Source organism: Mycoavidus sp. B2-EB (genome assembly GCF_014218255.1).
Taxonomy (GTDB): Bacteria; Pseudomonadota; Gammaproteobacteria; order Burkholderiales; family Burkholderiaceae; genus Mycoavidus.
Genome location: NZ_AP021872.1, coordinates 1,064,928 through 1,089,328, shown reverse-complemented (window position 1 = coordinate 1,089,328; position 24,401 = coordinate 1,064,928). Strand labels below are relative to the sequence as shown.

Below are 24,401 nucleotides of genomic sequence, written 5' to 3'. Positions count from 1 at the left end.
ATTAAAAACCGCGGAAAGTGCAGGCGAAACATTGCACCACAATCTTACTTCGGGACTCATAGAATCAAGCATATTGCAGATATGCCTGAATGATGAAACGGCGCGTTCTGCGTTGCATGGGGTATTGGCTTATGGTGGCGCAGTCGCACGGGGACAATCAGGTAGTTCAGCGGCCTTGGGGGGCAGTGCCAGTGTATGGGTGAATCATTTGTTAGGTCCTGTAGAGGGTTCGTCTGAAGAGGAGAAAGAAACGCGCAAAAATATCGTCACCAGCCTAGTAGCGGGGGTGGCCCGTGTCGGAGGAGCGGATGCGGCCTCCGCGCAGAATGCGGCGCAGATTGAGACAGAAAATAATGCTGCCGTGGTGCTGGCCGCACCATTAGCGGCCACCCCACCTGGGGTTGTTGTATTAAGCGTGGTAGCTGCGGGCTTAGCGGCATGGAATGCTTATAAAGCGTATCAAAAAAATCGAGTCAATGAAGAGGATGAGGAACAGTTAATACTACCGCCCCCGCCGACGATATTCACGCCGATGGAGCCACCGCAGTCGCACCAAATTCCGGGCAGAGCGTGGCATCAGGATGAAGAAGTGCTGCTTGAAGGCATGCCGAATCAATCGGGTGAGCATCTCGTTCAGCCTTTGGTGTATCCAAATAAATCTGGAGAATATACGGTAGCGCCTCTGATCCAGCCAATTGCTGAAGCTCCAGAGAAACTAGGAAATATGATTTTTAGTGAAGGGGTTAAAGAAGAGAAAACTGATGAGCAGTTAGTCAGTAAAATATTTGGTGGTAATCGCACTATTTTGGAAAATACTACATCGAGAGGAACAAAGGTGGAAAGTATTCCAGATGGAACCAAGACTACAGCAGATGCAGATTTCGATGCACTTGGTTTGAATGACATCCGTTCTATTGATACAAATTATGGCCAAGGGCGGGTTGGACATTTACCTGATGGAACAACTGTTATTGTTCGTCCAAGCCGTGATGGGAGACCAACTATTGAGTTTCAATCATCTAGTAGGACTATAAGGGAGATACGTTATGGCCGTCCATGAATTAGTAAAGATAAAGGCTGATATAGGGCATCAACTTAACTTACTACTGTCTTCCGAGCAGCAATTTGATGACGCAGAAATTCGTAGACTCGGATGGGAAATTTTTTATATAGATGATAAAGCGATTTTTGACGAAGACTCAACTCACTTTGAAGAAGCGATGAGAAAATTGGGATGTGATTCCTTTTTTGCAGCAACAACTCTCAGCATTTTAGCTGATTGTAGTAATATTAAAGCCATTAAGTTTCCATCTAATAAATATGCTATCGAAAAATTTCAAGATGCTAATGAGTTTGAGATGAGTCTTAACGATTGCTTAATTTTCTCAATCCCTATTAATTTCGCAATATTAAGAACAGGAGAGGTCTTACATACCCTTTATGCAGGGCCACCAATTTTTACTGCGTGCTTTAAATAAATATAAATTCTTGATAAGCCATACAAAATAAATTTAAAAATTTCGACACTGAATCCCGGAAAATATATTGATATTCCTTCTGAAGAAAAAGCATATGAATATATTTCATTAGGTGGCGCGGTATCAAGCATTTTAACGCATGCCTTTAGTCCAACCCATCCAGATGAAACGCGCTCCGAACAGGAAGCCAAACACAATCTTGCGACCACACTGGTTGCGGGTGTAGCGGCACTGACTGGGGCCGATGCGACCGTGGCTACACACAGTGCCGCAGCGGCTATCGATAATAATTGGCTGGCTACAGAACAACTCGTGCTAGCCCAAAAAGAATTAGATGCCTGTGAAGACGATATCGTCTGCAACGCAGGGACAATGATTAAATGGACCGGTGTTTCGGCGAAGCAAGATGTATTGACAATGTCGGGTCTGATCAGTGGTTTGGCTGAGGCGGGTTGGCATGATTTAAAAGGATTGGCCGAATTTTTTAAAGATCTTCCCAAGAGTCTAGAAGGATTGGCGTCTCTGGTTAACAAAGAAGTACGCGATCAAATAGGAGAAGAGATTGCTGCTGAGTTCAATGCCAAAATCAACCGGATGCAGGTTGCCTTAAGAGAAGGCGGCGACCAAAATGCATTACAGCTTGGCCGTGATTTAGGCAATTTAATCTGGCAAATAGGCTCAATCGCAATGGGAACAGTAGGTGCGGCTCAGCTCACTGCATCGCTGGGTAAAGTTGGAGTTCGTTTAGGTAAGGAAGCGGCAAAAGAGTTTCTGCATGTTGACTGGGTGACGATGGGGGGAATTTCGGTCATAACGGCAAGCCATTGCTAGACTTTAAGCAATTAGCCAACATGGAAAAAAGCATGGTAGGCGAGCACTTCGGTGGCAAATTTATTCAGAATTTACTGCCCGATGCACAACCCATTGCACGAGTGGGTGCGAGTGAAAAAGGCATTGATGCTTTATATAAGGTCAATAAGAATGGTATCGACTATGTCATAGTGGAATATAAATATGATAAATCTAGATTAAGCAAAAAAACCGCTGATGGACCACAAATGAGTGATAGTTGGTTGATTGGGAAAATCACTGGACGTGACCGAATTCTGGCATTTGCTGGACGAGAAGAAGGTGTAATTATTACAAGAGCTTGGGAGCAAGGGCGCGTTGAAAAATGGCTCGTCCATACGAGCCGCCATGGTAGAGTGTCCGTTAGTCTCTTGGATAAGAATGCCAAACGGATTCCTTTTAATACCTCTAAACTTCTGGGCAATAAATAATGGTTCGTGATAGCTTAAAAAATAAAGAATGGTTTGATAAGTGGATTAAATTTGATGAAAACACGATCAACACTTATACCGAGGATCTTAAATCCCCTTCTGGTAATCCAGACTATCGACCACAATTTATTTTCAAATTAGTTCAAGAATACTGGAGTTCTATGTATCGCCGTTACTCTCGAGGTGATGCAATTCATGAATTAATGCAATATTTCCCGCCAATGCTCGATGCTTGGGAGGAATCTGAGCGATTAGGCCAAGATGTATGGGATGAGAAAACACAATACACTCGCCACGCATGGGCAGTGAACCTTGATCATTATATTGATTGTTTTTGGCTAGTAGGTCTGGCGCTGGCCCTTAACATTCCAGATGAACAATGGAGAAGACTGATTGTTTTGATTGGCAATGAAGGGGAGGATGAGATGTTAGATCGCATTATCGCCAGCCGAGACCCATCCCGTAAAATTGGAAATAAGCTGTGCTATCCGAGGACCTACAGGCGTTTGCTTGATGCAATCAATGCGCCTCAAGAAGAGCAGGCAATAAAGTTAAAAAACTTTGTTGACAACTGGTACAAGGAATTGATCAAGCTACCAAAGAAAAAGCTGTCTGAACTAGAGATTTTGTATGCCCGCCCTTATTGGATTACATACCATGAAATAGATGGAGCCTATTTCGGCTATTGGTGCATCGAAGCTGTTGCTGCGGTGAAAGCTTTTGGTTTAGATGATTCTTTATGCTTAGGCCATCCCAATTATCCGGGTGATTTACTACGGCCCAATGGCCCTTCTACTCACCCTGAACGAGTAGAGAATGATCTAGCAGTTAAGGAAGAACAGGCCAACGAAACATCAGAAAAGAATCCCCATCATTTTTGGTCTGGAATTCTCAATAAAGCAAAAGCTTACCTAAAAAGTGAGTGACATTCTTGAGCTGAAATTATGGTGCAATGACCGTCGGCATTTTAGATAAAAATACCAACTTGATTCCTTATAATAACTCGAAATTGTTGGGGACAAAATGATTTGTGATGGCTTAGTACTACAGTTGTAGATAAGGTGATTTTCTAGATAGGTAATGGGAAATTTTGGAGGCTGCTTGATGCATTCTGCGCCAGATAGACCAGTGTATGAGAAAAGCGCGAGTTGGTGGAGAGCGGCGCAAAGTAGTGTGTTGCATCAATCGCCGTATTTCTTGTAATAACCATGTAATCAAAGCCCGTAAGGACTCACGTGTCCAGATTCTTCTGCCAGTTGCAGCCATTCTTGCGCTCCACTCCCGGCAGCAGACCATTTATATAGTCTTTGACTGCCGCGCGCATTTCACTGCGCAACATCACTGAGCACACTCCTTTGCATACCTCATCATAGCTAATCGATAAAATTCGCATTCCGCTTTATATTTATCTTATCTAATAAGATCTCATTATAATTTATCTACAATTGTAGTACTAAGGGAGGGCGCTATCGCCATGGACCTCTGACAGGGGAATAATGATGATTTCTATTACTGAATCTTTTGATCATATAAGTAGTCTCGAGTACGTACTCAAAAATAGGCACGAAAAGTGGTGTCAACAGCAACCTGAAACTGACCCACTTAAGCTACTGGCCAGCAACTTAAAATTGACCCACCCGATTTTCTTCTAGGGTCTGACGAGGCTGAATAATTCCAGCTTTGCGTTTATCTTTAAGTCTGAAGCTTTCTCCTTTAAGTTGAACGACATGGGCATGGTGAAGTAAACGATCCAACATGGCAGCAGTCAAGGTAGTATCGTTTGCAAAGGCCTGATCCCATTGGCCAAATGGCAAGTTGCTGGTCATGAGCAAGGCTGATTTTTCATAACGCTTGGCGATGACCTGGAAGAAGAGATTAGCCTGATCCCGCTCCATGGGGAGATAACCAATTTCATCAATGATAAGCAGTCGAGGGGCGTTGACATTGCGCTGGATGAACTGCGTTAACCGATCCTGCCGCTGTGCAGCAGCCATGGCGAGGATCAAATCTGCCGCGCAGATGAAACGTGTTTTTATCCCAGCTTGAGTAGCCAAGTAGCCCAAGCTAATAGCCAAATGTGTTTTACCGACCCCTGAGGGGCCAAGCAACACCAAGTTCTCAGCGCGCTCAATCCAAGTGAGCGCAGCGAGTTCTTGTAGGGCTTTTTTATGCACGCCATGCACCGCCGTAAAGTCAAACTGCTCCAGTGTTTTAATGGCTGGGAATCCAGCCATCTGAGACAGGATTTGCCGTGAACGAGTTTGGCGCGTGGCGGCTTCGGATTTCAATAATGCTTCGAAGAAATCGGCAAAGCTCAATTGATTGGAAACGGCTTGAGCGGCCAGTTGTGGGTACGCCTGAGCCATGGTGTCGAGCTTAAGTTGCTCACACCATTGCTCAATCCGTTGATGTTGTAACGCCATTAATAGGCTCCTGTGAACAGTTGTTCATAGATAGCCAGCTTATGCTGCATCGGCTGTTGGCTAAACTGCATCCAATTAGGCGGCAATACCACAGGCGGAGCGCTCTTGGTGTGTCCTAGATAAGGAGGTGGCAAGGATTGTAAGGCGGCTTTCTCCTGACTCAAGCGCGTTTGCACCCCCTCTTGCGTAGTGCCGTGCACGCGGACATTGGCCACTTCACTCAGCCACGTGCGTACTGCTGCATTCGCCGTGTCGACATCTAGATGAAGCTGATTCTGCACCAACCTGGAAGCTAACGGGTTATAAAAGCTGCGCCTCAAATAACCATTGAAACGTTCGACTTTACCTTTGGTTTTAGCTCGGTAAGGTCGACATAGTTTGGGGACAAAACCATAGTGTTTGGCAAAATCGAGGAAGGTAGGCTGAAAACGGTGAGCACCTGGGCCATACGCATCCCGTGCTAGTACAACCGTCTTCATATTGTCATAGAGCACTTCTCGCGTCACACCGCCAAAGTATTCAAAAGCGTGCTCATGGCAAGCCAACAGCGTGTCTAATTTCTCGTTGTTAACAAATTCGACGAAGCTAGCCCGTGACCAACCTAGTGTCATCACAAAAGCAGACAGCGGATATTTGCCGCGGCGAAATACGATCCAATCACACTGCATCTGCTCACCAGCTAACGTCTCAAACCGTACTAATCGCTCTTCAGGCCGTACCACCTGCAAACTACGGACAAACTGGCATACGCGTGAGAGTCCGCCTGCGTAGCCCAATAGCTTGACCTCTTGGCACAACACGGTTGCAGGCAATCGGCAGGGATGCGCCGCACGCAAGCGCTCTTCGAGATAGCGTTTATACGGATCAAGCTTATGTACACGGGCTTGACAAGGTTTGCGTTGCGCTGCATCCACTTCTCGCAGGTAGCGGCGCACCGTGTTACGCGATACCTGTAACTGTCGAGATATCTCTCGAATACTGATGCCTTGACGGGCTAATACTTTAATTTCCACTTGTTCCTCTACGCTTAACATATCCCGACAAAGGGACGAAATTTACGGGAGGTGGGTCAATTGCTAATTGCTCAGGTGGGTCAGTTTAATTGTGCTGGTGACAGCTGGCTGCACCGTTAGCGTTTACCCCACCCGGGGTTGCTGTATTAAGCGTGGTGACTGCGGGCTTAGTGGCATGGAATGCTAATGAAGCGTATCAAAAATATCGAGCCAATAATGCGGGGCAAGATGGAGAGGATGGGGATGAGGATCAGTTAATACTACGGCCCCCGCGGCCGATGATCACGCCGATGGAGCCACCGCAGTCGCGCCAAATTCCAGGTAGAGAGTGGCATCAAGATGAAGAAGTGCTGCTTGAAGGTATGCCGAATCAATCGGGTGAGCATATCGTTCAGCCTTTGGTGAATCCGAGAGAGGTTCAATCAACAGGTAATATGACGGTGCTGCCGAGGCACGAGGGGTTGGATATATTTGATACGGTTATTTTTAGTAAGGGGAAGAAGGCCAATAGAGACAAGGATTATGTGCCGAATGCTGGCTCTGTTCATAATATAGAGGATTTTTTTAATACAACAGAGTTTGGAGCGGAAGTAAAGCGTGTAACTAAGCGTACTAATGAAATTCATCAGGGATCCAGAGTATATGAGTCACTGAGGAAATTGGAGATAAAATAAAAGATGGTGATTTAATGCACTTAGATAATTCCCATAAAAATCATTTGGAAGTGTATACTGAACAAAGAGTGTCCAGGCATGTCTTAAACCTTGATGGAACAATTAATCGAAAAAAAACAAAAAAAGCCGAGGGTAGAAAGTTAAGTAAATAGGGTAAAAGCAATGTTAGATTTTAATAAATTTAAAGAGCGTTTAATGGAGTTTTTCCAGTCTCATGGCTTTAAATATTCTGACCTGAAGGCTTCGCATAAAAAAACTGGATATTTAATGTGGTACGTAGACTGGAGAGCTGACTATAACAAATCTTTTAAGAGAGATTTGGAAAAAATGGAGAGTGCTATCGAGTTATATAGCAACGCATTATCTCAAAAAGATATGTTGGCAACTCAGGCAGGTCTTATGGATGCATCTATAAGAATTAAACTGATAGCGAGTAGTCCATTTCACGCAATTTCAACTGATCTAACCAGAGCTCTTAATAGTAAGTATTTTAATTGGCCTTCATTTGGAAGGGAATACACTATTCCAAGTAAATATTTAAATATAAAAATAAATAAAATTGATAAAAAAGAATTGGTGGATTTGAATAAAATTCAAATAATCTTGATGGATTTTGCCAAATCTCATAGCGTAACAGATGAAGAATTAGAGCGTGTGGATAAAAGAACGGGGCGTTTGATATGGGGAATTAATTTAAAAGATGACTTCAATAAATCATTCAATGAGAGGCTGCTAGCTTTGCAGATAGCTTTTGACGGATATGAAGAAGCATCGGTACAAAAAGATTGGCGTGCAGTTCGAGCCATCCTTCAGAGAATTAGGCTAATTAATTTTCAGTTATATAATTTTTCTAATGCCATTGGAACCGCTCTAGAGAATGCATGGTCAGATGAATACTTCAAATGGCCCTCTTTCCCGGAAGATTATAAAGTGCCAGCGCACTATAACTATAAAGAATGAACTAGGCCGTAGAGCAAGGTGAATTTCGCTTTGGATGACTCTTGCTATACGATCAGATCTGGTTTGAACTACTACACTTTATAGCCGCCTCGAGTCTTTTGATTCAGGACACGGGTTAAGTGGCATTACGATGAGCCCGTCGCTACAGGTCGCTCAGGATCACTGCACCATTCACTCCACGATCCAGGATAAAGCATTGCTCCAGGCAAACTTGCGATTTCCATCGCCAGCGCATGCAAGCAAGCAGAAACCCCAGATCCACACTGTAAGATAACCTCATGCGCAGGTTTGTCGCCTAATAGCGTATTAAATTCATCACGTAAAACAGGTGCTGATTTAAAATGACCATCGACAGTCAGATTATCTTGAAAAAACCGATTAAGCGCTCCTGGAATATGTCCACCAACGGCATCTAGCGTCTCGTTTTCCCCCCGATAACGTCCAGCAGAACGTGCATCGATGAGCGTGTATTCATGTGTCTCCAGATTGCGCATCACGGTGTCTACATCGACTGTCTGCGCCAGCGGCACAGCAGGTTTAAAATCTCCTGCACGCAGGCCAGGCAATGTATCAGAAAGCGGCAACCCAACTTTGCGCCAGGCGTGTAACCCCCCGTCAAGTAAAGCTACTGCCGCATGGCCCAACCACCGTAATAACCACCATAACCGCGCTGCGAAAATCCCGCCTTGGGCGTCATATGCAATCACTTGATGTTGATTTTGCAGGCCATAAGATGCCAGCGCTCGCGCTAGTGTGGTGCGCTCAGGCAATGGGTGGCGTCCATTGTGTCCTGTGCGAGGACCGGAAAGGGTCGCGCCAAGATGGAGATAATGCGCGCCAGGTAAATGCTCAGCATCGTAAGCATGCTTGCCCGAATTTTCATCAGTGAGATCGAAACTACAATCAAAAATAATGATGTTCTCGGGTTTGCTTGCTATCAGCGCTGCAAGCTGGGCCGCGCTGATGAATGTCGTATAGCGAGAAGTCGACATATTAAAGGTCTCATTAGGCAGCTAAACTGTTCTCTATATTACCTAATTGGCGCCATAAAAACTGATGAAAATGCTGCATTCCATCTTCTAGCGGGCTTTGATAAGGCCCAACCTCAGAAATGCCACGCTCCATAAGAGCGGCACGCCCAGCATCCATACGCCTGGCAATTTCATCATCTTCCGCTACGGTTTCCATATACGCTGCACGTTCAGCCTCAACTAATTCAGGCTCAAAAAGTGCAATCTCTTCCGGGTAATAAAATTCGACGATGTTTGTTGTATGCCGAGGGCCACGCGGTATTAAGGTTGAGACCACCAGCACATGCGGATACCATTCAATCATCAGATTGGGATAGTACATCATCCAAATTGCGCCATGCTGCGGTAACTTGTTTTGGTTAAAACGCAAAAGCGCATCTTGCCATTTTCGGTAGGCTGGGCTGCCAGCTTGGCTAAGCGCTTGGCGCACGCCCACTGTTTGCAAGCTGTACCAATCACCAAATTGCCATTCTAATTGGTCGCAAGATACAAAGTGACTCAGTCCAGGATGAAACGGCGCAACATGATAATCTTCTAAATAAACTTCGACGAAGGTTTTCCAGTTATAAGTACATTCGTGAACTTCAACATGGTTAAATACATAACCCGAGAAATCCAGATGAGGGTTAGAAAGCATTGTCAAATCATGCACTGGGTTGCGCCCATGCGTATCGAATAACAATCCGCGCCAGTTATGCAGGGTCGTGCGCTCCAGGTTTAAGCAGGGACGATCAGGAAAATGCGGTGCGCCCAGTAACTCCCCATTTAAGGCGTAGGTCCAGCGATGCAACGGGCAGACGATATTTTCAGTTTGCCCTTGGCCCTCTAACAAAATGGCCTGGCGGTGACGGCACACATTCGATAAAAGCTCAATTGCGCCACTTCTTTGGCGCACCAACACGCGCGCATTACGTTCACTGGGTAACGTAAAATAAGCGCCCGCCTCAGGCACCATTAATTCATGGCCAACATAGCGAGGCCCGCGCTGAAAAAGCGTTGCAAGTTCGCGCTCGTAAAGTGCCTCATCAAAATAAGCACTAACCGGGAGTTGCTCGCAGGATAACTTGGGCAGGGCGCTGCTCAGATTAGACATCTACTTTTCGATCAAAAAAGTCGGCAATTATACCGCTCTCTTAAGCGAACAGCGCCCTCGCAATTCGGAATAATTTTGATATGTTCGTTAGCCCGGCATTTGACTAAAAATCAGAAGCGCTACCATGACCGTTAAGGCTCCACCAATGCGGGTTGCGAGCTGTGCAAATGGCATTAATTGCATACGATGCGCTGAAGTGAGAATCGCCAAATCCCCCACACTGCCCATGCCGCTGTGGCAAGCATTCACAATCGCGCTTTCAATGGGATGCAAACTATATGGGGTAAATGTATAGTATAAGAAAAATTTATCTATTAATTTTTAATTTAACCCAAACTTTATTGCGCAGAGCCAATGCTTTAGGTGAACAGATTTTCATGGGTTTAATTCGGCTGCGAAATTTCTCTGGAGTATTAAATGCAGGATCGTTAATTAAATCAAGATCTGTAAATTTATCAGAACCTATAATTGCATTGCTGTATTTATATTTATTAGAGACGTAAGCAATGTTCTCCGGTCGCAGCATCCAATCAATAAATCGATGTGCTTCATCAACATTCTTAGCTTTATTGGGTATCGCAAAAATATCTTGCATAAGGATCGCTCCTTCCTCAGGATACACAAAGACAGCCGTTGCTAGCTTGGATTTTACTCGTACAGCAACACCATTCCATATTTGTTGCATGAAAATTTCTTGATTTACCATACGAGCAGTTGTTCCATCATTGCTATAGGTCAGAACATATGGCTTTTGTTCTTGTAATAATTCGAGCACCTTCTCGGCATCTTTTGGATTCTCTGAGCATTCATCTAGGCCAAGGTACCAAGCGGCAGCAATAAACAGATCATTTTGTTCATCCAAGTTAGCAATCTTGCCACGCAGTTTTTCATCTGGCTTAAAGAAAGATCCCCAACTTTCTTTTAGTTTACCGCCAGGAATATGAGCTGAGTCATAGGCGAAGCTAGTTAGAATCGCAGTATACGGTGCGGTGTACTCCCGTTCTGGGTCAAATGCTGGAGAGAGGTATTCAGATCGGATATTTTTAAAATTTGATAATTTCTTCCGGTCCAATTTTCTAATTACCCGATTTTTGATGAGCATCGGTATATAAATTTCATTAGTGATGATTACATCGTATATTTGTCCTCCTGCATTCATTTTAGCAGCCAACGTATCATCGCTGTCATAAGGATTGAGAGTTGCTTTTATTCCTGTCTCTTGTTCGAATTTTTGTAATAGCTCAGAAGGGTAATAATTCTGCGGACAAGCAAGATGAAACTTGCCTGCTGCATTTGTAATTTGATATAGACAGAGTAGTGTGCTAACAACTGACCATTTTAATAATTTCATCAAAACTCTCCCAGGAAAATATCACTTCTGTTTTTGCTGGCCGATAAAGTAAGCTAATGTAACAAATAATACCGACATCCCTAAAATTAAGGTTGAAATTGCATTGATTTTAGGTGAAACCCCACGCCTGATAGTTCCAAAATATAAATAGATAGAGTTGTTGACCCCGGCCCAGAAACAAAATAAGTAATAATAAAATTATCCAATGATGTAATAAATTCCAATATATCACACCAGGCATTAATTGTGGCCAAGTAATGCGCCCAAAAACTCGTTAAGGATTGGTGTAAAGATCTTCTGCCACATTCAATTAAATGTGGGCTAATTCTGGATAAGCGTGCTTGAATGGGTACATAGGCTCGTGACCATCTATTTCAGAAGCGTGACCGGTCATTTCAGATTTATCGTGACCGCTGATTACAGAATTTTCGTGACCGATTTTAGATAAGATTTTTGAAATTGGAAAGATAGAAATGATCGGCGATTTGATAGGGCTGTAGGCAAGCGTGGGTAATTTGAACAACCCGGTATCGTGTGCGCTTTTTAGGTATGCGATGCCAAGTCGACAAATTACCATGCGCAAAGTTAAAGAAGTATTAAGGCTGCGATATGAGTGCCGCTTGTCGCTAGAGGCGATTGCCCGGGCCCTGTCGCTCTCTAAAGGAGTTGTTGCCAAGTTCATTAAGCTTGCTAGCCAAGCGGGTTTAGGCTGGGAAGAGGCGCAAGCGCTAGACGAAACAGCGCTGTCATCCAGATTGAAGCCCAAATCCGAAACACCAGTGGTGCGCGTGTCGCGGTTCATGCCGCCGGATGGCCGGCCCTCCAGTTACACAAGCTTGTGCGTACATTACCGTGCTTGGGCCAAGACACTCAAGCGCTCGATGCGCCAGGTTCATCGAGCTGGCGAGAAACTATTTGTCGATTACGCGGGCCAGACGATTGCAGTGTCTAACCCGCATACAGGTGAAATCAGTCAAGCACAACTGTTTGTAGCGGTACTCGGCGCCTCTAACTATACATTTGCAGTGGCCACGGGAAGTCAAACTGCAGCGGACTGGATTAACGCACACATCCAGGCACTTACCTATATCGGAGGCTGCCCTGAGCTGATCGTTTGCGATAATGCTCGAGCTTTGATTGCTCACCCTGATTGGTATGAGCCTCAGGTGGAGCATCTGTATGCTGAGTTTGCTGCCCATTACGGCTGCGCAGTACTGCCTGCACGGCCTTATAAGCCGCAGGACAAAGGTAAAGTGGAAGTTGGCGTGCAAATCGCTGAACGCTGGATTCTCGCCCGCTTGCGTCACCGGCGTTTCTTCAGCCTGTCCGAATTAAACCACGCTATCGCAACTCTGCTGATAGACCTCAACGCTCGGCCCTTCAAGAAATTGCCTGGCAATCGCATCCAAGCGTTCGAGGCAATCGACCATCCGGTACTGCGGCCGCTGCCGTTACAGCCATTTGAACTCGCGCACTGGAAAAAAGCGAGTGTGTCGATTGATTACCATATTGAAGTCGATCATCATTATTACAGCGTGCCTCACCAATGGGTGGGCCGTGAGGTCGAAGTGCGTATCACAGCGGACACCATTGAATGCTTCCATCAAGGCAAGAGGGTGGCCTCTTACCTCAACGTAGCAAGCTGCCGAATACCCTGCACACGACCTTGGCCGAACACATGCCCAAATCACACCAAGCTCACAGGCAATGGTCGCCCAGACAATTATTGAATTGGGGCCAATCGATCGGAGAGGCCACACATCAGATCGTACAACATCTATTGGACCCTAGGCTGATATTGAGTTTACGCTCAGAGTTGGTTACGGCTCTTGCATGCGGAAAACCCTCCGTATCTACCAGCAAATGGCGTGTATTCTTCCGTTATATTTTGCGACCGAGCCTAAACGTAGTTTTGTACTAGGGCCAGAAGCACGTAAACCCACAATCGCTTCCCGCAAACCACCCACACCACTGCCTATCCTGTTGCTAATACATCAGCCAGACAGCATGATCAACCACGCGAATCGCAACCAACGGTACTTTCTCTTTGCGAATGGACTCCTGCTACCTAGCTAAATTTGATTTGTTCATTAGCCCGGTACTTGACTAAAAATCAGAAGCGTAACCATGACCGTTAAGGCTCCGCCAATGCGGGTTGCGAGCTGTGCAAATGGCATTAATTGCATACGATGCGCTGAAGTGAGAATCGCCAAATCCCCCACACTGCCCATACCGCTGTGGCAAGCATTCACAATCGCGCTTTCAATGGGATGCAAACCCGTCCAGCGCCCAACGAAAAAACCAACCGTAGTTAAGGTCGCTACGGTAGCTAGGATCGTGACAACATGGCCCGGTGTTAACGCGGCTAAAAATGCCTCCCAAGGTGTCAGAATCAAACCAATTCCAAACAACATGGGATAGGCCGCAGTGATAGCAAAAAAACGATACATAGCATAAGCGCCATGCTCAAATTTAGGCGGGATAATGCGTGTTAACTTGATGATTACAGTGAGCAATAGCATACCCAATGGCGCAGGCAAACCGGTGCAATGATAAATTACAACACCGACTAAATATAGACTGACTGCAATCATGCCAGCTGCCGCTAAGGTTTCAATCGTAAAAGAAAGCGCATGGCTCTCTTCCGGCGGCGACTCGGCGGCCGAGGTGCGCAGTAACTCGCCATTTCCGCTATAACGAGGATAGCGTTTACCAAATTGATGAAGGATCGATGCGCATACGATAGCGGTTAAATTGCCCAGTACGACAGGCGGAACAATTTGAGCAAAGAGCTGGGGTTGCGGTACATTTAAAATGGTAGCGTAACCCAAGGTCAAAGGAATTCCCCCCTCACCAAGACCGCCAGCCATAATGGGAATTACCAGATAAAAAAGAGCATGGTGTGCGCTAAATCCAAATGCTACGCCAGTCAGGGTGCCCACGATAACTGCGGCAATCGAACCTACCGTCAGAGGAATAAAGAGCTTCGCAAAGCCTTTAATCAGAAGCCGCCGGTCCATACTGAGAATACCGCCGACAATCACGGCAGCAGTAAACAGGTAGAGGATATTTGTCGTATGCCAAAAGTTGTTAATCGACTGCACTAATTTACTGGGCAGAAGTGCATGGTGCACCAAAAAAGACGGCAGCAAAATAGTTAAGATAACAGTCCCGCCGATGTGCCGTAAGCCGGGTAGGCGCGCGCCTAGTTCAGCACAACTAAAACCCAGTACAGCAAGCGCTGCGAAGATCAGAGAGACCTCGCTGGAGAACTCATTTATGCTGAGAAGGAGGATGAGGCTAGTAGAAAGTATGCAGAAAATAGGCAATGGAATGATGCCGATGCCTTTGTTCATCCACTGTCGCCACTGGTTTTCTGAGCGAATGGGATGAAATAAGGAAGGTGCCTGTCGAGATCTATTCGGAGTAGGGACTGAAATTGTAGTATAGAATCCTAGAGCTTCGATTGCTCCGCTCGGTGGTGTATAACTTAGATTAAAGAGATCATCTTTATTTATGCTATGATACATTTTGCTTATCCTTTCCTTAATAAGAGAGATTGGCGCTGCCCTGGTCAATAGCCACCAAGCATCTGGTCAGGGCAACTTCGATGATCAATAGTTTTCTAACTGCCTCCAGATTTTTTCAATTGCATCCAAACTTTATTGCGTAAAGCGAGTGCTTTAGGTGAGCACAGCTTAAATAACTTAATTCGGTTACGGAACTCTTTAGGGATGCTAAATGCTGGATCATTGATTAAGTCAGGGTCCATGTATTTTTCTGCGCCTATAATTGCATTGTCATATTTATATTTATTGGAAACTTGGGCAATGTTTTCTGGCTTAAGCATCCAATCAATGAACCGATAAGCTTCATCCACGTTTTTGGCTTTAGCGGGTACAACAAAATTATCCATAGCGAGGCGGATACCTTCTTTGGGATAAACAAAGATAGCGCTAGCGAGCTTTGGCCTAACTCGTACGGCAGCGCCATTCCAGATTTGTTGGACAATGACTTCCTTATTCACCATTCTTTCAATTGGCCCATTATTACTGTAGGTCAACACATGTGGATTTTGTTTCTGCAAAACGTTTAGCACGCGTTTTGCGTCTTCAAGACTCTCGGAGCATTCATCTTGTCCTAGGTACCAAGAAGCAGCCATATACAAATCATCTCGTTCATCCAGATTAGCAATTTTGTCATGTAATGTTTTGTCTGGATTGAAAAAAGACCGCCAGCTATCTTCTAATTTCCCAGCAGGAACACGGGCTGAGTCATAAATAAAGCCCGTTAAAACGAGGGTGTAAGGCATTGCATAATCGCGGGCAGGATCGAATGGCGGAGAGCGATACTCAGATTTAATATTCTTGAAGTTTGGCAATCTGTCTTTATTCAATTTCATAAGTAAATTATCTTGCTTGAGGATGGTTACATAAATGTCAGAAGTTACGACTACGTCATACCGACCTCCTGATTTTAGTTTAATGGCTAACATAGCATCACTTTCATAGTTATCTAGCACTGTTTTTATACCTGTATCCTGCTCAAATTTCTTTAGTAATTCAGGAGGATAATAATCCGGCCAGCTAGCAATGCTGAGCGTGCCCGCCGTTGCTATTCCATGTAAGCAAAATAATAACTTGACACTAATGAAGCAATTTTTTAGCACTTTCATGATTTATACAAATGCAAAGTAGTTATACTTGGGCCAATAAATACTGCTTTAGAATTCAAAATGTATAGATAGACTATATTCTTCATGTTGTATATATTTTGTTTGTCACGCAGTGAGTTGACGCTATTTTCACTATATGATTTTGGAATTTAATTTCATAAAAATCTATCTCTTCATCTTTAACTTAATCCAAACTTTATTACGCAAAGCCAATGCTTTAGGCGAACAAATTTTGAATGGTTTAACCCTGTCTCGGAATTCTTCTGGAACGTTAAATGCAGGGTCATTTGCCAAATCTGGGTCTATAAATTTATCTGCTCCTATGATTGCATTCGTGTATTTGTATTTATTAGAAACAACAGCACTATTTTCAGGTAATAGCATCCAATTAATAAACCGATGAGCTTCATCCACATTTTTAGCGGCATCAGGTATTGCAAAATTATCCCGCGAGAGAATAACCCCTTCTTTAGGATAAACAAATACAGTCGTTGCTAGTTTAGACCTTACTCGTACAGCAACACCATTCCATACTTGCTGCATGAAGACTTCTTCGTTTGCCATACGAGCAGTCGTCCTGTCATTGCTATAGGTCACAACATATGGTTTCTGTTTTTGTAATAGTTGTAGTACTTTTTCGGCATCTTTAGGATTTTCCGAACATTCATCTAAGCCAAGATACCAAGAGGCAGCGATAAACAGATCATCTCGCTCATCCAGGTTAGCAATTTTGCCCCAGAATACTTTATCTGGATGGAAAAAAGCCCCCCAGCTATCCTCTAGCTTGCCATCTGGGATACGGGCGGAATTATAGGCAAAGCTAGTAAGGATCGCCGTATACGGCATCGTGTACTTCCGCTTTGGATCAAATGATGGGGAAAGGTATTCGGACTGGATATTTTTTAAATTGGTCAGTTTTCTCTTGTCTAATTTTCTAATAGATCCATTTTTAATTAATGTTGGCACATAAGCTTCATTGACGACGATAACATCGTATATTTGTCGGCCCGCGTTCAGTTTAGTAGCCAAAGTACCATCACTGTCATAAGGGTTGAGCGTTATTTCTATTCCTGTTTTTTGCTGGAATCTTTGTAACAACTCCGGCGGGTAGTAATTCTGTGCGCAAGCAAAATGTAGTTTGCCTGCTGCATTTGTAATGTGATGTAAACAGATTAGTATGCCAACAATAGAACATTTCAATAACTTCATAAAAGTCCCTGGGAACCGTTACTTCTGTTTTTGCCGCCCGATAAAATAAGCCAATGCAATAAATAGTACAGATATACCCAAAATGAGGGTTGAAACAGCGTTAATTTTGGGTGAGATACTGCGCCCAATAGTCTCGAAAATGTAAATGGGTAAAGTTGTTGCGCCGGGTCCAGCAACAAAATAAGTGATAATAAAATCATCCATTGAAGTAATGAATGCAAGTAAGGCCCCAGCTGTCACACCAGGCATTAGTTGTGGCCAAGTAACGCGCCAAAAGACTCGCCAAGGATTGGCATAAAGATCTTTCGCTGCGTCTATCAAATGAGGGTCTGCTCTGGATAAACGCGCTTGAATCGGCAAATAAGCAAATGGGATGCAAAAAACGATATGCGTGACAATGACGGTTATCAGACTAGGCTCTAAGCCAGTGAAAGAAAAAAACATTAAAGCGGCCACCGCAATCACAATCCCTGGCGCAAGCAACGGTAAGCCAATTAATGTAGTTATGATTGATTTACCGATAAAATCATGCCCCCGTAGTGCAAGTGCCGCGAGCGTTGCCGCTAACGTTGAAACCAACATAGCGCTTGAGGCTACGATTAATGAATTTTGGGCGGCGCGGAGGAGGTAAGGATCTTGCCAAATTTCTACATATCCATTCAAGCTAAAACCTTGCCAAATGGCGGTTAGATCACTTTGATTAAAACTTAAAAATACAAGTACGATGATTGGCGTATATAAAAATAAAAAGGCAAAAATAGCAGTTGCTTGAACTCCAGGAAAGGTGCGCGATTTAAGTGTGTTCACGAGGCATGCTCCCCAGTTTTTATAGAATGTACTTTGCGCATTAGCACTCCTAATATAGCTAATCCCAGCAAAACAAAACTAATGGCAGCGCCAAAGGGCCAATTGTGTGCATTAGTAAACTGTAAGTGAACCAAGTTGCCGATCATTAAAAATTTGCTTCCGCCTAAAAGGTTAGGAATGATATACATGCCTAAGGCAGGAACAAAGACCAGCGTACAACCTGCAATAATTCCCGGTAGAGCGAGCGGCATAATAATCCGGCGTAATACCTGCCAGCCATTTGCCCCCAAATCGTGAGCTGCATCGACTAAACGCCAGTCTAGCCTGGCTAAGCTCGCATAGATGGGTAGCACCATAAATGGCAAAAAGGCGTAAAGCAAACCGATCTCTGTCGCTGTATTGGTATACATTAAGCCAAGAGAAGGGGCTTTTATGATGCGGAGATGGCGTAACAATTGTTCAATAATACCGCCGTCGCGTAGCAGCGCGATCCACGCGTAAATGCGTACCAGAAGATTTGTCCAAAATGGAATGCTTACTAAAATTAATAATATATTGCGGTACTGAACGGGCCGTGAGGCGATGAAAAGTGCCGTGGGAAAACCCAAAAGTAAGCAGCCTAAGGTGGTGAGTAGTGAAAGCTGGAATGAACGGAAAAAAATCAACAGATAATCTGAATTGAAAACCAATTGGTCACTAAAGTTTTGTTCAAATAAGAATTGGGCATAAGCGGCTGCCGAGAATTTCCCCCACAATACGCCGCCATAATCTGCAGCACCTGAAAATGATGCGATGGCCATGATAACCATCGGCAATACCATGCCGCCTAAGAGCAGCAATAGGACTGGGCTAAGCAGCAAGAGCCGCCGCCGAGGTAGATTTAAATTAGCCCAAAAATTCATCATGACGCCAGTACTCGGAAAGCATGTTGGGGAATTTGCACATAGATTCCTTCACCGATCGTAAATGGTGTGTATTCTTCTGCTTTATTTTGCGACCGAACCTGAACTAATGGTTGCCCTTCGCAATCTACATAGTAGATCGTACTTGTGCCAAAATAAGTAATATCCTTGAGGTGACCAAACAACAGGCCGGAGTGTCGATTCAATTTTGCATGCTCAGGACGAAAGGAGAGAGTAATGAATCCATCGTTATCTGATTGAATTGGCAGTGATTGTCCGCCAGTAAGGATAATAGAATTTCGTTCTGCAACGCCCTCTAGAAAATTGATGTCTCCAATAAATTCAGCGACGCAGCGATTGAAAGGGCGGTTATATATTTCCTCCGGGGTCCCGATCTGTTGGATTTGCCCATCTATCATCACTCCGATACGATCAGACATGGAAAGTGCTTCGTCTTGATTATGAGTGACAAACAAGAAAGTAGTCCCCGTTTCATGTTGTAAGCGCTTAAGCTCTCTTTGCATTTCTTTCCGCAGTTTTAAATCAAGCGCAGAGAGTGGTTCATCAAGTAATAATAATTTTGGCCGCGAGGCTAGAGCTCTTGCTAGTGCAACTCGTTGTTGTTGTCCACCGGACAATTCTCGAGGATAGCGGTGCGCTTCGTTTTCCAGTTGTGTCAACGACAACATATGGCTTACTGTTGTCTTAATTGTTTCCGCAGAGAATTTTTTCATCTCTAGGCCGAAGGCTACATTCTGTGCGACGGTCATGTGTGGAAATAAAGCGTAGTTTTGAAAAACTGTATTGATTGGGCGTTGGAACGGGGGTTTATTGGTTAAAGAGTGATTGCCGAGCAAAATTTCGCCAGCGGTTTGTTGTTGGAAACCAGCAATAAGACGTAGTAAAGTCGTTTTGCCGCAACCAGAAGGCCCGAGTAGAGTAAAAAATTCGTTCTCGTATATTTTTAATGAAACATCATCGAGTACCTTAACATCGGTTTGTTCGGAATATGAGAAACTTAAGCCATTGATGGCAAGGCAAAGGGACTCGGCGGCACGCGAGGTAGACTCCTTTTCTTTTAAAGCGGTTTCTTCTGAAGCCTGGGGCCATTTAATTTGCATTACCTGTCTCATATTATTCAAAACATTCAAAATATTTATTAGGAAAATTAAATTCTTAGTAAAAATTTCTACCGATACGCTCACTCTAAACTAGGCATTTAAAAGATTGGAACAAATGCTAGCAAATGATGGTTAAGGAAAGGGAATCATAAATAGACATTTAGGCGGTAATTTTGGACAAAATGTGATCGGTTTTCTTTATAACTAGAATTGAGCGCAATTTTTTGTACCAAAGGTCTGTATTTTCCCTCTGCCCTCTCATTTAGAGGGATTGAGCCTGTAATCTGCGCGATGCATTTCTGATGCACGCTTGCCGTCGGTATTCTTGGTAGAACTGAGCGTTGCCAAGACATATCATTGTTGGACAAAACACAACCGATGCACACGTTCTAGCACAATCAGAGGACAATCCCGCTCGCCTTTAGGATAAAACGGTCAAGCAGGCGACACCAGAGAATTAAAGTTTCTCTCGGCGTTTGCACGATCTGTGGAAACTGGGGGCGGGGTGACTGGAGACAGTCACCCCGCAGGGCTACTCGACCAGTCAAAAAGAAGAGAGATCAAGAAAACAATTTTGAACTCTGACACTGTGCGTTTGCTTGCCAAGCATTTTCAAATTCTTCTAACGCTTGATCTATTGCTTTGCTTGATTCAAATAACATATTGTAAACTTTCTCAGAGACTGTTGCAGCCGCAACTCCAGCTTGCGCACAATTTAAGAGCTGAGTGGGTGAATAGATCGCAGCGGCTAGAATTTTCAGAGGGAAATTCTGTTTATGGACAATATCTTGCATGGCCATTAGTACAGAATCAGCATTCCCTTCAATTTTTTCTATTCTGCCATAATAAGGCGCAGCGTATTTTGCTCCCGCAATTGCGGAAAATAATATTTGTCTTGGTTCAAAAATTGTTGTAGCCAGGGTTGAGATATCTTCTTTTTTAAGCAATCCCATCGCCCTGAATCCATGGCTATGCGCCGGAATCTTGATAATCACGCGTTTATCTAATTTGGCTAATTTTCTGGCTTGCGTCATTATTCCATCAAGTTCAGTAGCTACAACTTGAGCAGCAACATAACCTGGCTGTATATCTAAAAGGCGTTTGATTGTTGTTTCTGGTAGAGCATCTGTTTGGCTTAATATGGATGGATTTGTCGTGACCCCCGTTAAAATGCCTAAATGGCTAGCTTCTTTTATAAGATCTAGATTAAGTGTATCAAGCCAAAGTTCCATATTAAAAATCCTTTGTTAAATCAGATACTTCTTAGTTATTCATTTTTAATTTCGCCCAGACTTTGTTGCGTAAGGCTAATGCTTTAGGTGAGCAAAGTTTATATGGTCTAATCCGATTGCGAAATTCATTAGGGGGGGTGAATGCTGGATTATTGATTAATTCGGGATCCATAAATCTTTCAGAGCCGATAATTGCATTATTATATTTGTATTTGTTCGAAACTTGAGCTATGTTCTCCGGCTGTAGCATCCAATTAATAAATCGATGAGCCTCATCTGTATTTTGGGCTTTTTCTGGCACAACAAAACTATCCAACGAGAGACTGACTCCTTCTTTGGGGTAGGCAAATACAACTGTGGCTAATTTAGGTTTTATTCTTACAGCAACGCCACTCCATACTTGTTGCATGATGATCTCTCGATTTACCATACGAGCAGTTGTACCTTCATTGCTATAGGTTTTTACATATTGTTTCTGATTACGCAGTAAATTCAGAACTTCTTTTGCATCTTTTGCATCTTCGGAACACTCATCTAAATCAAGATACCAAGAAGCCGCTACATATATTTCATCAGGCTCATTCAAATTGGCGATCTTGCCTCGTAGCGCTTCGCCTGGTTTAAAGTAGGCTTTCCAACTATCCTCTAATTTGCCTCCAGGAACTCGAGCAGAATCATAAGCGAAGCTAGTTAAAATCACAGTATAAGGCATTGTGTACTCCCGCGCTGGATCAAATAACGGGGAGAGGTATTCAGGTTTGATATTTTGAATATTCGGTAGTTTTTCTTTCTCTAATTTTCTAAGGGAGCGGCTTTTAACTAAAATCGGCACATGAGCTTGATTAATAATTACAACATCATATATAGCACCACCTGCTTTAAGTTTGGTGGACAAGGTAGTGTCGCTATCATAAGTGTCAAATGTTGTTTTGATTTTTGTTTCTTTCTCGAATTTTTGCAATAACTCAGGTGGATAATAATTTTGGGCACTAGCAAAATGGAGTGTGCCTTTTGCATTTGCCACACTATACAGGCAGAGTAAGATACAGATTAAAATTTTTTTTGGCTCTTTCATTTTTGAAGGATCTCCGAAAATATACTATCTTTGTGCTTGTCGGCCAGTAAAATAAGATACTGTGACAAACAGTATCGATATTCCTAGAATGAGTGTTGAAACTGCATTAATTTTGGGAGAGATACCTCGCTTGATGGCTCCAAAAATATAAACAGGAAGGGTTGCTGAACCAGGGCCTGAAACGAAATAAGTAATAATAAAGTCATCCATTGACGTAATGAATGATAATAGTGCTCCAGCTATTATGCCAGGCAATAATTGAGGCCAAGTAATGTGCCAGAAAGCTTGCCAAGAATTAGCATAAAGATCAGTCGCCGCGTCGACTAAATTAAAGTGAATTTTAGATAATCGTGTTTTAATTGGAAAATATGCGAATGGGATGCAGAAAGTGGAGTGCGCAATAATTACGGTGAATAGACTTAACTTTAAGCCAATAAAAGAAAAAAGCATAAGTGTTGCTACCGCAACCACAATTCCAGGAATCAACAGCGGCAGGCCAATCAAGCTTGCAATAATTGATCTGTCATCGGATTGGCGCTGCCATAAGGCGAGCGCAGCAAGCGTGGCTGATGGTGTTGCAACTAACGTAGCGATTAACGCTACGATAAATGAATTTTTGGCGGCCTGGATAATGTAAGGATCTTGCCAAATTTCTATATATCCATTCAAACCAAGTCCTTGCCAAACTGTTGTTAGCTCTCCTTGATTGAAACTCAATAACACGAGTACGATAATTGGGATATACAAGAATGAAAAAATCAGAACAGCGATAGGCCGAATTCCAGGGAAAGAATGTAATTTAAACGCATTCATACATTTTTCCAGTCCTTTTGGAGCAAAATCGGCACATTAGCATACCTAATAGCGTCAATCCCAATAAAACAAAACTTAGTGCTGCGCCAAACGGCCAATTGTGCGCACTAGTATATTGTAAGTGAATTAAATTACCAATCATTAGGGATTTGCTGCCGCCTAAGATATCTGGAATGACATATACTCCTAAAGTGGGCACAAAAACTAACGTGCAACCTGAAATTATTCCTGGTAAAGCCAGTGGCGTAATGATGCGCCGCAACGCTTGCCACCGATTTGCTCCCAAATCGCAGGCAGCATCTACTAAACGCCAATCTATTTTTTCTAAACTAGCATAAATTGGCAAAATCATGAATGGTATGAAGGCATAAAGCAGGCCAATTGCTGTTGCTGTGCTGGTATACATCAATCCTAGCTCATCTTTTTTGAGGTGAAGCCAGTGTAGAAATTGCTCAATACCTCCGCCATCTCGGAGTAGAATAATCCAAGCATAGAGACGTACCAATAAATTAGCCCAAAATGGAATACTTACTAGAATCAGCAATGTATTGCGGCGGCGTACAGGCTGTAACGCTATAAAGAGGGCGGTAGGAAAGCCCAAAATGAGACAACCAAACGTGGTTAGTAATGCAAGTTTAAGCGAGCGTAAGAAAACAAATATATAATCTAAATTAAATATTTTTCTCTCATCTAAATCTTGTTCAAATAGAAATTGTATATAGGCATTTGCTGAGAGTTTTCCCCATAAAATATCTCCATAATCAGCGGTTCTTGATATAGAAACAATTGCTACTATTAGCATTGGAAATACTATTCCGCCTAATAAAAACAGTATTGCCGGACTCAGTAATATTTGTCGTCGACGGTTAATCGTTAATGAGGACCAAATATTCATTTCTTAAATATCCAGAAAACATGAGATAGGATCTAAGTGCATATTTTCATCAATAGATAATGAGGTGCCTGTAATAGCTATATTTTTACACGTGTACTTGATATTAATGATTTATTTTTATAGTCTATGCGGTAACTATATCTGTCTCCGAATAAATAATCATCCTTTAGATGGCCGCTATATTTTTATTGGGTTGGCAAGATGGTGAATATCCACCTATAAGGATTTTGTTAAACAACTCCCTGTTTCCGCCAGAGAACTCTCTAAAAAATAGGTCGGCTTAGTCTTCATGACGCGTCAATCGTAATATATCACTATTAATTGAGAGCGGGGAAACTCCAAAGCTTTCATATAGCTACTCTATTACTA

24 protein-coding genes and 1 pseudogene are annotated in these 24,401 nt (G+C 43.4%); 8 read left to right on the top strand and 17 right to left on the bottom strand.

The annotated features are described in order from the left end of the window. Positions 1-31 precede the first annotated feature (31 nt). From MPB2EB_RS04905 to MPB2EB_RS04885, 5 genes are all read left to right on the top strand, one after another. Positions 32-1,060 (top strand): hypothetical protein, encoded by a 1,029-nt coding sequence (locus MPB2EB_RS04905; protein ID WP_185181256.1) that lies wholly within the window; start codon positions 32-34, stop codon positions 1,058-1,060. Continuing rightward, the gene (locus MPB2EB_RS04900) at positions 1,047-1,478 is read left to right on the top strand and encodes a hypothetical protein (RefSeq protein ID WP_185181255.1); all 432 of its coding nucleotides are present in this window, start codon (positions 1,047-1,049) and stop codon (positions 1,476-1,478) included. Before MPB2EB_RS04905 ends, MPB2EB_RS04900 begins: the two co-directional genes overlap by 14 nt. Before the next feature lie 252 nt (positions 1,479-1,730). After that, positions 1,731-2,309 carry a hypothetical protein gene (locus MPB2EB_RS04895; RefSeq protein WP_185181254.1) on the top strand — a complete coding sequence of 193 codons (579 nt, stop codon included), beginning with the start codon at positions 1,731-1,733 and terminating at the stop codon, positions 2,307-2,309. A gap of 20 nt (positions 2,310-2,329) precedes the next feature. Continuing rightward, positions 2,330-2,758: a hypothetical protein gene (locus tag MPB2EB_RS04890; protein WP_185181253.1), complete on the top strand. Its 429-nt coding sequence runs from the start codon at positions 2,330-2,332 to the stop codon at positions 2,756-2,758. After that, on the top strand, positions 2,758-3,684 hold the full coding sequence (locus MPB2EB_RS04885) for a PoNe immunity protein domain-containing protein (protein ID WP_185181252.1): 927 nt from the start codon (positions 2,758-2,760) through the stop codon (positions 3,682-3,684). Before MPB2EB_RS04890 ends, MPB2EB_RS04885 begins: the two co-directional genes overlap by 1 nt. Before the next feature lie 305 nt (positions 3,685-3,989). Here the strand turns inward: MPB2EB_RS04885 and MPB2EB_RS04880 are convergent, their stop codons facing one another. The 3 genes from MPB2EB_RS04880 to istA (MPB2EB_RS04870) form a co-directional block, all read right to left on the bottom strand. Then, positions 3,990-4,151: a hypothetical protein gene (locus MPB2EB_RS04880; RefSeq protein ID WP_185181251.1), complete on the bottom strand. Its 162-nt coding sequence runs from the start codon at positions 4,149-4,151 to the stop codon at positions 3,990-3,992. Between the two features lie 229 nt (positions 4,152-4,380). Continuing rightward, a complete protein-coding gene (gene istB, locus MPB2EB_RS04875) occupies positions 4,381-5,181 on the bottom strand; it encodes an IS21-like element helper ATPase IstB (protein ID WP_185181250.1) in 801 nt (266 codons plus the stop codon). Beyond that, positions 5,181-6,215 carry an IS21 family transposase gene (gene istA / locus MPB2EB_RS04870; protein ID WP_185181249.1) on the bottom strand — a complete coding sequence of 345 codons (1,035 nt, stop codon included), beginning with the start codon at positions 6,213-6,215 and terminating at the stop codon, positions 5,181-5,183. Before istA (MPB2EB_RS04870) ends, istB begins: the two co-directional genes overlap by 1 nt. A gap of 131 nt (positions 6,216-6,346) precedes the next feature. Between istA (MPB2EB_RS04870) and MPB2EB_RS04865 the strand changes: the two genes are divergently transcribed. Both MPB2EB_RS04865 and MPB2EB_RS04860 read left to right on the top strand, forming a co-directional pair. Beyond that, the gene (locus tag MPB2EB_RS04865) at positions 6,347-6,868 is read left to right on the top strand and encodes a hypothetical protein (RefSeq protein WP_185181248.1); all 522 of its coding nucleotides are present in this window, start codon (positions 6,347-6,349) and stop codon (positions 6,866-6,868) included. A gap of 162 nt (positions 6,869-7,030) precedes the next feature. Beyond that, positions 7,031-7,828 carry a hypothetical protein gene (locus tag MPB2EB_RS04860; protein ID WP_185181247.1) on the top strand — a complete coding sequence of 266 codons (798 nt, stop codon included), beginning with the start codon at positions 7,031-7,033 and terminating at the stop codon, positions 7,826-7,828. Between the two features lie 125 nt (positions 7,829-7,953). On the opposite strand, the gene MPB2EB_RS04855 is transcribed toward MPB2EB_RS04860, so the two are convergent. From MPB2EB_RS04855 to MPB2EB_RS04840, 4 genes and pseudogenes are all read right to left on the bottom strand, one after another. Next, a complete protein-coding gene (locus MPB2EB_RS04855) occupies positions 7,954-8,820 on the bottom strand; it encodes a sulfurtransferase (protein WP_185181246.1) in 867 nt (288 codons plus the stop codon). Between the two features lie 13 nt (positions 8,821-8,833). Further along, positions 8,834-9,952: an aromatic ring-hydroxylating dioxygenase subunit alpha gene (locus tag MPB2EB_RS04850; protein WP_185181245.1), complete on the bottom strand. Its 1,119-nt coding sequence runs from the start codon at positions 9,950-9,952 to the stop codon at positions 8,834-8,836. Positions 9,953-10,039: 87 nt separating this feature from the next. Then, positions 10,040-10,225, bottom strand: a pseudogene (locus MPB2EB_RS04845) (2-hydroxycarboxylate transporter family protein); the annotation flags it as partial. A 34-nt stretch (positions 10,226-10,259) separates the two neighbouring features. Continuing rightward, positions 10,260-11,303 (bottom strand): extracellular solute-binding protein, encoded by a 1,044-nt coding sequence (locus MPB2EB_RS04840; protein WP_185181244.1) that lies wholly within the window; start codon positions 11,301-11,303, stop codon positions 10,260-10,262. Between the two features lie 575 nt (positions 11,304-11,878). On the opposite strand from MPB2EB_RS04840, the gene istA (MPB2EB_RS04835) reads away from it, so the two are divergent. Then, positions 11,879-13,033 carry an IS21 family transposase gene (gene istA / locus MPB2EB_RS04835; protein ID WP_185181243.1) on the top strand — a complete coding sequence of 385 codons (1,155 nt, stop codon included), beginning with the start codon at positions 11,879-11,881 and terminating at the stop codon, positions 13,031-13,033. 360 nt (positions 13,034-13,393) lie between these two features. On the opposite strand, the gene MPB2EB_RS04830 is transcribed toward istA (MPB2EB_RS04835), so the two are convergent. The 10 genes from MPB2EB_RS04830 to MPB2EB_RS04785 all read right to left on the bottom strand — a co-directional run bounded on the left by MPB2EB_RS04830 (position 13,394) and on the right by MPB2EB_RS04785 (position 24,032). Next, positions 13,394-14,659 (bottom strand): 2-hydroxycarboxylate transporter family protein, encoded by a 1,266-nt coding sequence (locus MPB2EB_RS04830; protein ID WP_185181242.1) that lies wholly within the window; start codon positions 14,657-14,659, stop codon positions 13,394-13,396. Between the two features lie 269 nt (positions 14,660-14,928). After that, positions 14,929-15,978, bottom strand: coding sequence for an extracellular solute-binding protein (locus MPB2EB_RS04825; protein ID WP_185181241.1), 1,050 nt, complete (start codon positions 15,976-15,978; stop codon positions 14,929-14,931). A 165-nt stretch (positions 15,979-16,143) separates the two neighbouring features. Continuing rightward, the gene (locus tag MPB2EB_RS04820; RefSeq protein WP_185181240.1) at positions 16,144-17,187 is read right to left on the bottom strand and encodes an extracellular solute-binding protein; all 1,044 of its coding nucleotides are present in this window, start codon (positions 17,185-17,187) and stop codon (positions 16,144-16,146) included. A gap of 18 nt (positions 17,188-17,205) precedes the next feature. Further along, a complete protein-coding gene (locus MPB2EB_RS04815; protein ID WP_185181239.1) occupies positions 17,206-17,994 on the bottom strand; it encodes an ABC transporter permease in 789 nt (262 codons plus the stop codon). Then, positions 17,991-18,899, bottom strand: coding sequence for an ABC transporter permease (locus MPB2EB_RS04810; protein WP_185181238.1), 909 nt, complete (start codon positions 18,897-18,899; stop codon positions 17,991-17,993). Before MPB2EB_RS04810 ends, MPB2EB_RS04815 begins: the two co-directional genes overlap by 4 nt. Then, positions 18,896-20,017, bottom strand: coding sequence for an ABC transporter ATP-binding protein (locus tag MPB2EB_RS04805; RefSeq protein ID WP_185181237.1), 1,122 nt, complete (start codon positions 20,015-20,017; stop codon positions 18,896-18,898). Before MPB2EB_RS04805 ends, MPB2EB_RS04810 begins: the two co-directional genes overlap by 4 nt. Positions 20,018-20,577: 560 nt before the next feature. Further along, positions 20,578-21,249: a transaldolase family protein gene (locus MPB2EB_RS04800; protein WP_185181236.1), complete on the bottom strand. Its 672-nt coding sequence runs from the start codon at positions 21,247-21,249 to the stop codon at positions 20,578-20,580. Positions 21,250-21,280: 31 nt separating this feature from the next. After that, the gene (locus tag MPB2EB_RS04795; RefSeq protein WP_185181235.1) at positions 21,281-22,324 is read right to left on the bottom strand and encodes an extracellular solute-binding protein; all 1,044 of its coding nucleotides are present in this window, start codon (positions 22,322-22,324) and stop codon (positions 21,281-21,283) included. 24 nt (positions 22,325-22,348) lie between these two features. Continuing rightward, on the bottom strand, positions 22,349-23,137 hold the full coding sequence (locus MPB2EB_RS04790; protein WP_185181234.1) for an ABC transporter permease: 789 nt from the start codon (positions 23,135-23,137) through the stop codon (positions 22,349-22,351). Further along, the gene (locus MPB2EB_RS04785; protein WP_185181233.1) at positions 23,124-24,032 is read right to left on the bottom strand and encodes an ABC transporter permease; all 909 of its coding nucleotides are present in this window, start codon (positions 24,030-24,032) and stop codon (positions 23,124-23,126) included. The genes MPB2EB_RS04790 and MPB2EB_RS04785 overlap by 14 nt, the downstream gene beginning before the upstream one ends. Between the last annotated feature and the right edge of the window lie 369 nt (positions 24,033-24,401).

Excerpts from the sequence above, each read along its gene's own strand:
- MPB2EB_RS04900 (WP_185181255.1), top strand. The coding sequence starts at position 1,047 with ATGGCCGTCCATGAATTAGTAAAGATAAAGGCTGATATAGGGCATCAA.
- MPB2EB_RS04890 (WP_185181253.1), top strand. The coding sequence starts at position 2,330 with ATGGAAAAAAGCATGGTAGGCGAGCACTTCGGTGGCAAATTTATTCAG.
- MPB2EB_RS04885 (WP_185181252.1), top strand. The coding sequence starts at position 2,758 with ATGGTTCGTGATAGCTTAAAAAATAAAGAATGGTTTGATAAGTGGATT.
- MPB2EB_RS04880 (WP_185181251.1), bottom strand. The coding sequence starts at position 4,151 with ATGCGAATTTTATCGATTAGCTATGATGAGGTATGCAAAGGAGTGTGC.
- istB (WP_185181250.1), bottom strand. The coding sequence starts at position 5,181 with ATGGCGTTACAACATCAACGGATTGAGCAATGGTGTGAGCAACTTAAG.
- istA (WP_185181249.1), bottom strand. The coding sequence starts at position 6,215 with ATGTTAAGCGTAGAGGAACAAGTGGAAATTAAAGTATTAGCCCGTCAA.
- MPB2EB_RS04860 (WP_185181247.1), top strand. The coding sequence starts at position 7,031 with ATGTTAGATTTTAATAAATTTAAAGAGCGTTTAATGGAGTTTTTCCAG.
- MPB2EB_RS04855 (WP_185181246.1), bottom strand. The coding sequence starts at position 8,820 with ATGTCGACTTCTCGCTATACGACATTCATCAGCGCGGCCCAGCTTGCA.
- MPB2EB_RS04850 (WP_185181245.1), bottom strand. The coding sequence starts at position 9,952 with ATGTCTAATCTGAGCAGCGCCCTGCCCAAGTTATCCTGCGAGCAACTC.
- MPB2EB_RS04840 (WP_185181244.1), bottom strand. The coding sequence starts at position 11,303 with ATGAAATTATTAAAATGGTCAGTTGTTAGCACACTACTCTGTCTATAT.
- istA (WP_185181243.1), top strand. The coding sequence starts at position 11,879 with ATGCGCAAAGTTAAAGAAGTATTAAGGCTGCGATATGAGTGCCGCTTG.
- MPB2EB_RS04830 (WP_185181242.1), bottom strand. The coding sequence starts at position 14,659 with ATGAACAAAGGCATCGGCATCATTCCATTGCCTATTTTCTGCATACTT.
- MPB2EB_RS04825 (WP_185181241.1), bottom strand. The coding sequence starts at position 15,978 with ATGAAAGTGCTAAAAAATTGCTTCATTAGTGTCAAGTTATTATTTTGC.
- MPB2EB_RS04820 (WP_185181240.1), bottom strand. The coding sequence starts at position 17,187 with ATGAAGTTATTGAAATGTTCTATTGTTGGCATACTAATCTGTTTACAT.
- MPB2EB_RS04810 (WP_185181238.1), bottom strand. The coding sequence starts at position 18,899 with ATGATGAATTTTTGGGCTAATTTAAATCTACCTCGGCGGCGGCTCTTG.
- MPB2EB_RS04805 (WP_185181237.1), bottom strand. The coding sequence starts at position 20,017 with ATGCAAATTAAATGGCCCCAGGCTTCAGAAGAAACCGCTTTAAAAGAA.
- MPB2EB_RS04800 (WP_185181236.1), bottom strand. The coding sequence starts at position 21,249 with ATGGAACTTTGGCTTGATACACTTAATCTAGATCTTATAAAAGAAGCT.
- MPB2EB_RS04795 (WP_185181235.1), bottom strand. The coding sequence starts at position 22,324 with ATGAAAGAGCCAAAAAAAATTTTAATCTGTATCTTACTCTGCCTGTAT.
- MPB2EB_RS04790 (WP_185181234.1), bottom strand. The coding sequence starts at position 23,137 with ATGAATGCGTTTAAATTACATTCTTTCCCTGGAATTCGGCCTATCGCT.
- MPB2EB_RS04785 (WP_185181233.1), bottom strand. The coding sequence starts at position 24,032 with ATGAATATTTGGTCCTCATTAACGATTAACCGTCGACGACAAATATTA.